The organism is Streptomyces sp. NPDC027962 (genome assembly GCF_055566095.1).
On the sequence record NZ_JBVHTA010000001.1, the window covers coordinates 268679 to 281172 of the forward strand.

Here is a 12494-nt window from a genome sequence, read left to right on the forward strand (position 1 = left end):
AATGGCGCGCTGTGCGAAGGTGCGGGCGCGCATCCTGCCAAAGGGTCGCCGGAAGGTCCAACCCGGGGCCTCGCACGGGCCGTACGGGCGCTTCCGGGAGTTGTTCGCCAACTCCCGAGTGTTGTTCACTCGTTCGGGTGGCGGAGCGGCCGATGCGCGCCTCCCTCCCAAAAGCGCTGGAATGGTCGGAAGCCGTACCAGGGGTGGGGCTCACGCGTGTGACCGGTCGTCATCTCTGCTTCATGGGTGGACGAGTCAAGCAAGATTGCGAGCACCGGTGCAGAAGAAGCGGCCTCGGAGCAACGGCGGCAGGCCCACTGGGACCCCGGGAGACCTCCAGGTCCTGGCCACCCCCCAGGCGACCCCGGCACCACGGACGCAGGACGGGCACACCGCCGACCGCCCTGCCGAGCAAGTACCGGCAGGGCGGCCCCGCAGGGTGCGCAACCGGCTGGTCGGCGGCGTCGCCGTGGTCGGCCTCGTCGTCGTGGCGGCCGGCACGCCCGGCATCCTCGCCACCTCCGCGGAACTGACCGAGTCCCAGCGGCTCGTCACCCTCGCCGGACTCGACCGCCAGGCCGTCACCCTCGCCCACTCGCTTGCCGACGAGCGCGACGAGGTCACCGCGTACATCGCGGCCGGCCGCGACGACCAGAAGGGCGACGGGAAGGACCGCCGCAAGACCTCCGGCACCCTCAGCGCCCGTGTGGACCGGCAGATCGACGAGATCCGGACCGACATGCCCGCCGAGCGCGCAGACCTGCGCCGCTCGCTCGCCGGCGTGTCCGCCATCCGCAGCAGCGCAATCACCGGCAACGGCACCGCGATGGAGGCCCACCAGGCCTACACGGCCGTCATCTCCGCGCTGCACGCCCTGGCCGACGAGCTCGCCGACCGGACCCCGCCCCGCGCCGCCGACTCGACCCGGGCACCCGCCGCCCTCGGCCTCGCCGTCGAACAGGCCTCCGCCACCCGCGGGCTTCTGCTCGCCGCGCTGGCCGTGCCCAAGCCGGAGAGCGTGCTCACCTACGACCCCGTCACCGGTCTGCCCGTGCAGAGCGCCGGCGAGGACTCGGGCGCCGACGCCCGCTCCCGCAACGCCCTCACCGCCGCCGCGCAGCAGTCACGCGTCCGCGAACTCGCCGCGCTCGCCGACTTCCAGCAGGCTGCCGGCAAGGCCGGCCGCGACAGGTTCGGCTCCACCGTCACGGGACCCGAGGTCAAGACCGCGGAGACCTATCTAGCGCGCCTCACCGACCAGCCCCGGCTGTCCAGCGCCGAACGCGACACCGACCCGGCCAAGCTCGAGGCCGCGCTCACCGCCCGCATCGAGCAGATGCGCGGCGCCGAGTCCTCCCTCGCCACCGACCGGATCGAACGGTTCGAGCAGCTGCGCGACGACGACGTCACCGCCCTCGAAGTGCGGATCGCCCTGCTCGGCGGCCTTCTGGTCGTCACCGTCGGCGTGCTCGCCGCCGTCTCCCGCACCCTCACCCGACCGCTCGCCGTCCTGCGTATCGGCGCTGCCCGTCTCGCCGAGGCGCCCGCACCCCAGGCGGAGGAGCCGGTCCGCTTCACCGGCCGCAACGACGAGTTCGCCCAGGTCGTACGGTCCCTGAACACCCTGCACGGCAAGGTCCGCGACCTCGGCTCCCGGGCCGAGCTGCTGAACGGCGACCGCAGCGAGCTCATCGGTGCGCGCGAGGCCCTCGAGACCGAACTGACCGCGGCCCGCGCCGAACTGCAGCAGCGCACCGACGAGATCACCACGGAGCTGGCACGGCTGCGCCACACCGTCCACCACACCTTCGTCAACCTCTCCCTGCGGACCCTCGGCCTCGTCGAGCGCCAGCTCGGCGTCATCGAGAACCTGGAGGAGCGCGAGCAGGACCCGGACCGCCTCGCCACGCTGTTCAAGCTCGACCACATGGCCACCGTCATGCGCAGGCACAGCGAGAACCTCCTGGTCCTCGCCGGCACGGACCACGGACACGGACACGTCGCTCCCGTCCCGCTCGTCGACGTGCTGCGCGCCGCGGTCAGCGAGATCGAACGCTACGAGCGCGTGGTCATCCAGTCCCTGCCGCCGCACGCCCAGGTCGCGGGCTTCGCCGCCGACGACCTCAGCCACCTGGTCGCCGAGCTCCTCGAGAACGCGACCTCGTTCTCGCCGCCGGACGCCCAGGTGGAGCTGTCCGGCTGGCTGCTGGAGAGCGGCGAGGTGATGCTCTCGATCCAGGACGCGGGCATCGGCATGACCGCGACCCGTATCGCGGAGGTCAACGCACGCCTCGAGGACCCCGAGACGTACGAGACCGAGCCCCCCGCGGGCCGCGAGGGCGAAGGCCTCGGACTGAGGGTGGCCGCGCTGCTGGCGGCGCGTCACGGTGTACGGATCCAGCTGCGGGAGCACAAGCAGGGCGGGATCACCGCGGTGGTCGTCGTACCGAAGGGGCTGATGCCGACCGGGCCGCCGGCCGCGGCAGAGCGTCAGGTCCCCGTGTCGGGCACAGCGCCCGCGCTGAACCTCCCGGGCTCGGCGGCCGAGGCCAACTCGAACGCACTGCCGCGCAGTCCGCAGCGGACGGCGGCGGAAGCGGCCCTGCGGGGGGAGACGGTCGCTCCGGCGGATGCCGCGGTGGTTGACTCCGCGGCGGATCAGAACGTGGTGGATCCGGCCGGCCCTTCCGACGACGTCGACACCGCCGACGTACTGGACGACGACCTCCATGACGATCTCCTCGACGGAGACGGAGACGGAGACGGAGACGGAGACGGAGACGGCGATCTCGAGCCTGCCGTCCCCGCCGAGACCGACCCGTTCGTCGAAGCCGCGGAGCGGGCGATCCTGGCCGCGGCCGAGGAGCAGGAGACACACGAGCGGACGGCAGACAGCGAACCGGCGGCGGTCGGGATCGACCAGGAGACGTTCACCATGCGCCTGCCGCGGCAGGCGGAGGCCACGGACGTCCCCGCTGCCGAGGAGTACCCCGCCGAGACGCCGCCGGCGGCGGAGCCCACGGCCGAGAATCCTTCGCACGAGAGCCCTGCGGCCGAGACTCCTTCCCACGAGACGCCTGCGGCCGAGTCGCCGGACGCCCTCGCCCTCCAGCACCGCGTGACCGACAAGGGCCTGCCCAAGCGCACCCCCAAGTCGGTCAAGCCCGCCACCGGGCCCACCGAGCGCACCGGGAGCATCGACGCCGAGGCGCTGCGCCGCCGGCTCGGTGGCTTCCACCAGGGGGCGAACAAGGGCCGGCAGGACGCCGAGGCCGAGATCGTGGAGGCCGCAGCACAAGCGACCGCAGCTCAAGCGACTGCAGCACAAGCGACCACAGGGCAGACGAACCAGCGGGACACCGAAGCAGAAACGGGGGACACAGTCGAGGAGGCACGCAGTTGACTGCGACCGGCACGTTCGGCCTGAGCAGCGAGGCCCGCAACCTTCAATGGTTGCTGGGCAATCTGGTGGAGGAGGTGCCAGGAGTACGGTCGGTCGCCGTCGTCTCGTCCGACGGACTGCTGCTGCTCTCCTCCGACCCCGAGCAGAACGCAGCCCCGGCCGTCGTCGGCCGCCCCGATGGCCCCCGGGGCTCCAGCGCGGACCTCGCCACCATCGTCTCCGGCATCGGCAGCCTCACCATCGGTGCCGCGGGCCTGATGGACGGCGGCGGCGTCAAGCAGACGGTGATCGCCATGGAGGAGGGCAGCCTCTTCGTCATGTCGATCAGTGACGGGTCCCTGATCGGGGTGCACGCGACCCCCGACTGCGACATGAGCGTCGTCGCGTACCACATGGCCCTCTTCGTGGGCCGCGCCGGACACGTCCTCACCCCCGAAGTCCGCAGCGAACTGCGCAAATCGATGGAGAGTGGCCTGTGATGTCCGCCCCCAAACTTCCGGTGCGCGGCGACGGCAAACGTCCCGCCCGGGTCCGCCCGTACTCCCTCACCGGCGGCCGCACCCGTTTCGGGCACGTACTGCTCGTCGAGACGTTCGTCGCCGCGCTCGAGGCACCGCCCGAGCGGAGCGAGCTGGGGGTACCCCCTCTCCGACGGCTGAGGGCGAGCAAGGAACTGCCCGGTGGCAACCTCGCCCGTGTCATGCCCGAGCTGCGGGCAATCGTCGAGCTCTGCCGCCGTATGCGTACCGTCGCCGAGATCTCGGCGCTGCTCAAGATACCGCTCGGCGTCGTCCGGGTGCTGCTCAGCGACCTGGCGGACCAGGGAAAGATCCGCGTGTACGGAACCGGTCACGGCACCGGTCAGCCCGACCGCGCACTGCTTGAAAGGGTGCTGAGTGGACTCCGCCGCCTCTGACACGCTTCCCACCCGGGCCCGGACCCAGGACGCTCCCCAGGAAGCAGCCCACCGGCCGCAGCCCGAAGAGGCGCTGCAGCCGTGGCAGTTGGACACCACCCGTGCCCCCACCGCGACGAAGATCGTGGTCGCGGGCGGCTTCGGCGTCGGCAAGACGACGTTCGTCGGTTCGGTCTCCGAGATCACGCCCCTGCAGACAGAGGCGCTGATGACCCGGGCGAGCGAGGACACCGACGACCTCACCGCCACGCCCGACAAGGTCACCACGACAGTGGCCATGGACTTCGGCCGGATCACGCTCGACGACGATCTGGTGCTCTACGTCTTCGGCACGCCCGGTCAGCAGCGCTTCTGGTTCATGTGGGACGACCTCGTGCGCGGTGCGATCGGCGCGATCGTGCTCGCGGACACCCGGCGGCTGGAGGACTGCTTCCCGGCGCTGGACTACTTCGAGAGCTGCGGGCTGCCGTACATCGTGGCGGTCAACCATTTCGAGGGAACGACCGCGTACGAGACCGCGGACGTACGGGAGGCCCTGACGGTGCCGCCGCACGTACCTGTGGTGATCATGGACGCGCGCAATCGGATCACGGTGATCGAGTCGCTGCTGGCACTGGTCGCCCACGCTCTCGAGGCCACCCCCGAATAGCCTCCCGAACATCAACGGAGAACCCCTCGCCATGCGGAAGATACTCATAGTCGGAGCCGGACAGTCCGGTCTCCAGCTCGCCCTCGGCCTCCAGTCGAAGGGCTACGAGGTCACCCTGATGTCCAACCGCACGGCGGACGAGATCCGGTCCGGCCGGGTCATGTCCACGCAGTGCATGTTCCACACCGCACTCCAGCACGAGCGCGACCTCGGCATCAACTTCTGGGAGCCGCAGGCGCCGCAGATCGAGGGCCTCGGCGTCTCCGTCGCCGCTCCCGACTCGAGCCGCGCCGTCGACTGGGTCGGCAGGCTCGACGGTTACGCGCAGTCCGTGGACCAGCGGGTGAAGATGGCCGGCTGGATGGACGCGTTCGCCCAGCGCGGCGGACAGCTGGTCATCCACGGCGCGGCCGTCTCCGACCTGGACTACTTCTCCCGCACCTACGACCTGGTCATGGTGTCCGCCGGCAAGGGCGAGCTGGTCTCGATGTTCGGCCGGGACGCGTCCCGTTCGCCGTACACCGAGCCGCAGCGCGCGCTCGCCGTCGCCTACGTCCATGGTCTCGGCCCGCGCCCGGAGCACCCCGACTACGATGCGGTCCGCTGCAACCTCGTCCCGGGTGTCGGCGAACTGTTCGTCATGCCGACCTTCACCACGTCCGGCCGGGCCGACATCCTTTTCTGGGAGGGCGTCCCCGGCGGCCCGCTCGACGCGTTCCAGGGCGTCAAGGACCCGGCAGAGCACCTCTCCCTGACGCTCGAGCTCATGGAGAAGTTCACGCCCTGGGAGTACGCGCGGGCAACCAAGGTCGAACTGACCGACGCGGGCGGCACGCTCGCCGGCCGCTACGCCCCGACCGTCCGCAACCCCATCGGCCGGCTGCCCGGTGGCGGGCTGGCCCTCGGTGTCGCGGACGTCGTCGTGGCCAACGACCCGATCACCGGCCAGGGCTCCAACTCGGCGTCCAAGTGCGCCGCGGCCTACCTGGCCTCGATCACCGAGCACGGCGACAAGCCGTTCGACGCGGAGTGGATGCAGGGCACGTTCGACCGCTACTGGGACACCGCACAGCACGTCACCAAGTGGACGAACGCGATGCTCGGCGTCCCGCCGGAGCACGTACTGAACCTGATCGGCGCGGCCGGTCAGCTCCCGCCGGTCGCGAACCGCTTCGCCAATGGCTTCAACGACCCCTCGGACTTCGAGAACTTCTTCTACGACCCCGAGAAGACGTCGGCCTACCTGGCCTCGGTGTCCGGCGCCTGACCGGCTGCCCGAAATCCCCCTCGTGGCCCCGTCAGAGCTCGCCGTCGCACCGGCAGGCAGCTCTGGCGGGGAGGCGGAGCGGCGACGTGGTTGCCGGTGTGGTCAGTCCACCGGCAGGGCGTAGAACGTCCGCCCCCGCTGGATCACGGCCCGGCCGTCGCCGCCGCCGGGCAGGACCGTGTAGCGCGGCGCGGCCTGCTCCTTGGCGTCGGTCGCGCCTGCCTCCTGGAACTTCCACAGCCGCCGTCCGTCGCGTGCCGCGAACGCCGTCAGCTGCGCGGCGTCGCCCGCGAGCACCGTACGGCCGCTGCCGCTGAGCACGGTCCGGGGCGTCTGGCGCCATGCCGGCGCCTCGGTCCAGCGCCGCCACAGTTGCCGTCCTGTCGCCATGTCGACAGCGCTCACCTGCTGGTAGCGGTTGGCGACGTACAGGTTGGGCCCGTGCAGGGCGGCCGTTCCGTACGGATGAACACCGGCTTCGCCGACCGTCTTCGCGGCGGGCAGGCGCCACAGCCGCTTGCCTCCGGAGCTGTCGTACGCGTGCAGCTCGCCGCCCGCGGAGGCGAAGACCTTGCCCGTCCTGCCGTCGCCGGTGACGATGGCGTTCGCGGCGACCGTGGTGAGCGGCACGGACTTGAGTGCCTTGCCCGTCCGCCGGTCGAAGGCGAGCAGCACGGATCCGTTCTTCGCGGCCTTCCGCTGGGCGGGGGTGAGGGTGGAGCCCTCCTGCCGTACGAGGACGCTGTCGGTCCGGGCGGCGACCAGCTGATAGCCCGGTGTGTACGGGGCGCGGCCGTCCGGGACACGTGCCCGCCACAGTTGGTTGCGGGTGGTCAGGTCGAAGGCGACGAGGTAGGTCTCCTTCACGGTGACCTTCCGCTTGCGCTTCTTGACGGTCCTCTCGACCGACTTCGTGACATGGCCCACCAGCCAGACGGTGCTCCCGTCCGCCCCGGCCGTCCCGCCGAAGGCCAGGGTCTCGCCGGGGCGGGCCAGGGTCTTGAGGGGCAGACGGTGCACGATCCGGCCGTCGCCTGCGGCGATCCACACAAGTTCGTCGGGGCCGACGACGAGGCAGAGCGTGTCGTCGACGGGTACGGCCCCCAGGGCGGACGCTGCGCCGTCGGCGGCCCAGAGACGCCGGCCGGTGTGCAGGTCCACGCCGGTGGTCCGGGCGCTGTCGGTGACGACCAGCACGCGGTCCTGCCAGACGGTGGCGTTGACGGCGCCGGCGCGGTCGGCGGGGTGCTCGTACCGCCACAGCGGATCGGGCGCGAGTCCGGCCATGCGGCTGGGCTTCGGCGCGGGAGCGCCCGCTTTCGGACTCTCGCCGGACCCGGCGAACGCGTATCCGATCCCGCCACCGACACCGACCCCGACCAGCGCGGCAACGCCTGTGACGACCAGACCGCGCCGCGACATCCCCTGCCCGGGCGAGCCGCCGGGCGGGGCGGCGAAGGCGGCACGGGCTTGGACGCCGGGCACGGCCGGTCCGGCCGGTCCGGCCGTGCCCGGCGGGGCGGCGTATGCGGCGTCGGTGTGGAGGCCGCCGGTTGGCGGGAGAGGGTTGGGGACGGGCGTGTTGCCGGGCGCGGCGGTGCCCGGCGGGGCCGCCGCCGGGGTTCCGGTCCCCGCCGGTCCGGGCGGGAGCGCGCCGAGGTCGGGGGTGAGGGAGGCCGCCGGGTTCGCCGGCCCTCGGTGGGTGGGGCCGTGGCGGGTATCGGCTCCGCGGCCACCCGTCGGCCACGCAGGCGTGGCACCGACGTCGGCGCGGCTTTCGCCGCCGCGCGCCGGCCGGCCGGGCAGGCCCGAGGGCACACCCCTGCCGCCGGGGGCGCCCGGAGCCGCCTGGCCCGGCAGGGCGAGAAGCGCGGGCGGGGCCTGTCCTGCCGGGGCGGGCCCGAGGCCGGCCGGAGCGCCGGCCGGTGGCTGGGCGCCGGGCGTCGCCTGGGCCGCCGGTAGCGCCTTTGGCGCCGCCGCGGCCGGTAGGGGCGCGCGGCGGACGAGCATGGTCGCGGTGTCGCCGACCGCCGCGCCTCCGGCGCCCCGCAGCGTCGCCGCCTCCGTGGCCTGCCTGCCCAGGGACGTCCGCAGCGCCTCGGGGAGCCAACCGTCGCGGGCCAGTGCCGCTGCGCCCTCCAGAGCCAGATCCGCGGCCACCGTTCCCGCCCTGGGGCGGTCGTCCGGTGACTTGGCCAGGCACTGGGTCACCAGGGGCCGCAGCTCCTCGGGGACGCCGGCGAGGTCGGGCTCCGCGTGTGCGATGCGGTTCGCGTCCGCGAGCGGCGTCGTGCCCGTGGCCGCGTACGCCAGCAGGAGTCCCAGGACGAAGATGTCCGAGGCCGTTCCCGGTTCCGTGCCCAGTACTTGCTCGGGCGTCAGATAGCCCAGCCGGACCGAGAGTTGTCCGCCGGGTCCCGCCTCGGCCACGGCCGCCGCGCCCAGCGCACCGAACGCCGTCAGTCGCGGGCCGTCCGCCGTGAGCAGCACCGTGTCCGGCGCGAGGCCTTGCAGAACCGTTCCTGTCGCGTGCACCCGCGACAAAGTCTCGGCCAGTGCCGCGCCCAGTGTCCGTACGGCACGCTCGGGCAGCGGACCGGCGAGCGCGATCGCCTCGCGCAGTGTCAGGGCCGGGACGTACGGCGCGGCCGTCCACAGCTGCTCCCCGTCCGTGCGGGAGTCGACCGGCGCCTGCACCCATCCGCCGGCCAGCAGTTCTGCTGTGCCCGCCTCCGCGTGGAAGTGGCGGCGGAAGGCGGCGAGCTGCACGAGTCCGGGGCGGGCCAGCGCGACGACGACCGGTCCGTCGTCCTCGTCGTCCGGTCCGGCGGCGAGGAACCGTACGCAGCTCGCCGATTCACCCAGGCGTGCCAGCGTCCGGTACGGTCCGACCCGCTCCGGATCGTCCTGCTGCAGCGGCTCCACCGCGACATTCCCCCCTGGCGACGCGACCGACATGGTTCCGTGATCCTATGGCGCGCCGTTCGGCTTCGACCAGGGCCACCTCAGCTCGCGCCGTTCCACGCCCTCGGGTGCGTACGCGTACTTCCAGCCGCGCTGGAGCCCGAGCCGCTTGCTGTAGCCGGACGGGACGCGCCGGTAGGCGTGCACGGTGGGCGGGGTGCCGTCGTCGTTCGGGACGGGGACCTTGTACCACTTCGGCGGGTGGCCGGTGGGGCCGACCAGCACGGGCAGCACGCGGCCGTCGAGCGGGCCGCCCTCGAAGGGGGTGTTCTCGCTTCTCACCGGACCAGTGTCACAGCAGGTGCGCTGCTCCGCCCGCGGCGGGTGCCAGCCTGTGCAGCAGTGTGCCGACGGGGCCGCCGGGGGTCTCCTGCTCGAGCAGGTCCGCCACGACGGCGGCCGTTTCCTCGTCGGTCGCCGCCGTTGCGGCCAGCAGGGCGACAAGGTGGTCGACGAGCCATTCGCGCAGTTCGTCCGCCGCAGGCTGCTTGTCCTCGTCCAGCCAGATCAGCGAAGCCGCCTCGACCGCCGCGATCCAGGTGCGGACCATCATCCCAAGCCGTGGCCCCGGGCGGTCCACGCCGAGGTGGACCAGGATCTGCTCGGCGGCGGCCCGCCGCACCTCGTCGACGATCGCGGTCGTACGGGAGGTCTCCGCGACGCTTCCGCCGCGCAGCAGCGCGCTGAACCCGGCGTCGTGCTCGTCGACGAAGACGAGGTAGCGGTCCAGGACCCGGGTGAGGCGCTCGGTCGGTGGGCCGACCTGCGGTTCGGCGAAGCACTGCTCCAGCCGGTCGGCGGCGGAGCGCAACGCCGCCTCGTACAGCTGTTGCTTGCCGCCGGGAAAATAGCGGTAGACGAGGGGCCGGGACACCCCGGCCTCCTCCGCCACGTCGTCGAGTGAGATCTCCTCCGGCGGCCGGTGCGCGAAAAGGGTGAGCGCCGCCGCGAGCAGTTGCGTGCGGCGCTCCTCGACACTGAGCCGTCGGTACGCGCGGGTCGCGGGAGCGGGACTGGTCATGCTCCGCAGCGTAACCGCAGCGTGCCGCCTGCCTCTCATACGATCAGGCGAGAAGGCCGGAACTCTTCCACAGCCTGCGGCCGGCCCCCCGAAGGACACCGATGTCGTCCAGGAAGTCGGTCAGCCGGCGCGCGCCGGACTGCATGACCTCCCGCCGGTGCCCGCTCGCCCGCACCTGGGCGACGGCCTCGCGCCGGTCGAGGCCGACGTTCTCGTACACCTTGGGGCTGACGAAGCAGACACTGAAGACGCGGGCCGCCTCGCCGCAGCTGAGGCGGGTGAACTCCTGCTCCCAGCGCGGCGCGGTCACCATCTGGCGTCGCAACTCCTCGCGGGCGTACCGAACATGACGTGCCTCCTCCACCACGTGGATGCGGGTGACACCGCGCACCAGCGTCTGCACCCGCTCGTCGGGGAATGTGAGGCGCTGCATCCAGTCGAGGATCTCCTCGCCGAGGAGGGTCGCGGCGAACGAGCCGGGCGTGGTGGAGACCGTCTTCAGGACACGGGCCAGGTTGTGGTAGACCCGCGGCACCGGGTACTCGGGCGTCCCGCCCTTCTTGATCATCCTGGCGAACATCATCGAGTGCCGGCACTCGTCGGCGATCTCGGTGAGCGCGTAGCGGACGTGGTTACTGGTCAGCGACTTGTCGTAGATGTGGCGCACCAGCAGCTGCATCAGGATGATCTCGAACCAGATCCCGAGCGAGGCGAGCGAGGCGGCTTCGTGGCGGGCCAGGTCCATCCGCTGCTCCTCGGACATCCTGCGCCACATCGGGGTGTCGTAGAGGGAGACCAGCTCGGGGGGCCAGAACCACTTGCCCTCCTCGACCGGCGCCTCCCAGTCGAGTTCCTTGTCCGGGTCGAAGGAGTGCTTGGCGGACGACTCGAGCAGGCGTTCCGCGACCTGTTCGCGGTCCCGGAGCGGGCCGAGTGCGTCGCGAAGCAGCTGCACGTCGCGTTCGGTCACTGTTGTCATGGCTGTGCGCACCTCGCGAGTGGGGTACTGGTGTCACGCTATGAGACTCCCCGTCAGCAAGCCCGTCAAGAGTGCGCGCACAAGTTGTTGACTCTGCGTCTACCAGCGTGTGAGCCTGCCAACTGCCCCTGTTCTCCGAGGAATACGAGGCGAAGGAGCCGTCAGTGTCGACCCACGACCGCTACACGAACGCCCCCGAGAGCCCGCTCTGGCAGGTCCCCGCCTCCGGCGCCGCCCGCTTCAGCTGGGAGTACGAAGAAGGCCGCGAGCGGCTCCTCGCCCTCTACCAGAAGGGCAAGGACAAACAGTGGGACGGCGCCAAGCGCATCGACTGGCACCTGGAGGTCGATCCGTACGACCCGCTGGGCACGCCGGACGAGGCCCTGACCCTGTACGGGACCCGCCACTGGGCGAAGATGACGGAACGCGACAGGGGTGAGCTGCGCAAGCACTACACCTCCTGGCAGTTCAGCCAGTTCCTGCACGGCGAGCAGGGCGCCATGATCTGCGCGGCGCGGATCGTCGAATCCGTGCCCGACCTCGACGCCAAGTTCTACTCCGCCACCCAGACCATGGACGAGGCCCGGCACGCGGAGATCTACGGCCGCTTCCTGCACGAGAAGATCGGCATGCTCTACCCGATCAACGACAACCTCCAGTCGCTGCTCGGGGACACCCTGCGCGACTCCCGCTGGGACATGCCCTACCTCGGCATGCAGGTGCTCATCGAGGGCCTGGCACTCGCCGCGTTCGGCATGATCCGCGACACCACGACCAAGCCGCTGCCCAAGCAGATCCTGGCCTACATCATGCAGGACGAGGCCCGCCATGTGGCCTTCGGCCGGATGGCGCTGCGGGACTACTACCAGCAGCTGTCGGACGCGGAACTGCGCGAACGCGAGGAGTTCGTGATCGAGGGCTGCTACCTGATGCGCGACCGGCTGCGCGGCGTGGAGGTCCTGGAGAACTTCGGCGTCTCGCGCAAGGAGGCGGAGGAGCACTCGGAGCAGTCCGAGTTCCTCCACCTCTTCCGCAAGCTGCTGTTCAGCCGGATCGTGCCGTGCGTGAAGGACATCGGACTGTGGGGCGAGCGGCTGCAGAAGGCCTATCTCGACATGGGCGTCTTCGAGATGGGCGACGCCAGTCTCGACCTGCTGATGTCGCAGGACGAGGAGATCGCCGAGCAACTCGACCGGGAACGCTTCGCGGCGGAGGAACAGGCCCGTGTGACGGAGGTGACGGACGCGATCGCGGAGGGGGCGGGACCGGTCAACACGTGAACGTCGATCACTCTG

The 12494-nt window shown here is 71.6% G+C and carries 10 protein-coding genes; 6 read left to right on the plus strand and 4 right to left on the minus strand.

All coding sequences use genetic code 11. The features are described 5' to 3' along the window. Window positions 1-277: 277 nt before the first annotated feature. The 5 genes from ACZ4SA_RS01255 to ACZ4SA_RS01275 are packed head-to-tail and all read left to right on the plus strand — an operon-like array spanning window position 278 to window position 6235. Window positions 278-3403, plus strand: a complete 3126-nt coding sequence (locus ACZ4SA_RS01255; protein WP_468268226.1) for a nitrate- and nitrite sensing domain-containing protein — start codon at window positions 278-280, stop codon at window positions 3401-3403. Further along, window positions 3400-3882, plus strand: a complete 483-nt coding sequence (locus ACZ4SA_RS01260; RefSeq protein ID WP_468268229.1) for a roadblock/LC7 domain-containing protein — start codon at window positions 3400-3402, stop codon at window positions 3880-3882. Before ACZ4SA_RS01255 ends, ACZ4SA_RS01260 begins: the two co-directional genes overlap by 4 nt. Beyond that, entirely contained in the window at window positions 3882-4319 is a 438-nt protein-coding gene (locus ACZ4SA_RS01265; RefSeq protein WP_468268232.1) for a DUF742 domain-containing protein, read from the plus strand. The genes ACZ4SA_RS01260 and ACZ4SA_RS01265 overlap by 1 nt, the downstream gene beginning before the upstream one ends. Further along, a complete protein-coding gene (locus tag ACZ4SA_RS01270; protein WP_468268235.1) occupies window positions 4300-4968 on the plus strand; it encodes a GTP-binding protein in 669 nt (222 codons plus the stop codon). Before ACZ4SA_RS01265 ends, ACZ4SA_RS01270 begins: the two co-directional genes overlap by 20 nt. A gap of 31 nt (window positions 4969-4999) precedes the next feature. Then, window positions 5000-6235: a styrene monooxygenase/indole monooxygenase family protein gene (locus ACZ4SA_RS01275; protein ID WP_468268238.1), complete on the plus strand. Its 1236-nt coding sequence runs from the start codon at window positions 5000-5002 to the stop codon at window positions 6233-6235. A 102-nt stretch (window positions 6236-6337) separates the two neighbouring features. Here the strand turns inward: ACZ4SA_RS01275 and ACZ4SA_RS01280 are convergent, their stop codons facing one another. From ACZ4SA_RS01280 to ACZ4SA_RS01295, 4 genes are read right to left on the minus strand one after another with little or no spacing between them, the layout of a single operon-like run. After that, the gene (locus ACZ4SA_RS01280; RefSeq protein WP_468268241.1) at window positions 6338-9193 is read right to left on the minus strand and encodes an outer membrane protein assembly factor BamB family protein; all 2856 of its coding nucleotides are present in this window, start codon (window positions 9191-9193) and stop codon (window positions 6338-6340) included. 12 nt (window positions 9194-9205) lie between these two features. Then, a complete protein-coding gene (locus ACZ4SA_RS01285) occupies window positions 9206-9481 on the minus strand; it encodes a hypothetical protein (RefSeq protein ID WP_468268244.1) in 276 nt (91 codons plus the stop codon). Window positions 9482-9491: 10 nt separating this feature from the next. Beyond that, a complete protein-coding gene (locus ACZ4SA_RS01290) occupies window positions 9492-10220 on the minus strand; it encodes a TetR/AcrR family transcriptional regulator (RefSeq protein ID WP_468268247.1) in 729 nt (242 codons plus the stop codon). Window positions 10221-10263: 43 nt separating this feature from the next. Then, the gene (locus ACZ4SA_RS01295; protein WP_468268250.1) at window positions 10264-11199 is read right to left on the minus strand and encodes an AurF N-oxygenase family protein; all 936 of its coding nucleotides are present in this window, start codon (window positions 11197-11199) and stop codon (window positions 10264-10266) included. Window positions 11200-11363: 164 nt separating this feature from the next. Here ACZ4SA_RS01295 and ACZ4SA_RS01300 point away from each other — a divergent pair, with 164 nt between their 5' ends. Then, window positions 11364-12479, plus strand: a complete 1116-nt coding sequence (locus tag ACZ4SA_RS01300) for a ferritin-like domain-containing protein (protein ID WP_468268253.1) — start codon at window positions 11364-11366, stop codon at window positions 12477-12479. The last annotated feature ends 15 nt before the right edge of the window (window positions 12480-12494 follow it).

Excerpts from the sequence above, each read along its gene's own strand:
- ACZ4SA_RS01265 (WP_468268232.1), top strand. The coding sequence starts at position 3,882 with ATGTCCGCCCCCAAACTTCCGGTGCGCGGCGACGGCAAACGTCCCGCC.
- ACZ4SA_RS01275 (WP_468268238.1), top strand. The coding sequence starts at position 5,000 with ATGCGGAAGATACTCATAGTCGGAGCCGGACAGTCCGGTCTCCAGCTC.
- ACZ4SA_RS01280 (WP_468268241.1), bottom strand. The coding sequence starts at position 9,193 with ATGTCGGTCGCGTCGCCAGGGGGGAATGTCGCGGTGGAGCCGCTGCAG.
- ACZ4SA_RS01290 (WP_468268247.1), bottom strand. The coding sequence starts at position 10,220 with ATGACCAGTCCCGCTCCCGCGACCCGCGCGTACCGACGGCTCAGTGTC.
- ACZ4SA_RS01295 (WP_468268250.1), bottom strand. The coding sequence starts at position 11,199 with ATGACAACAGTGACCGAACGCGACGTGCAGCTGCTTCGCGACGCACTC.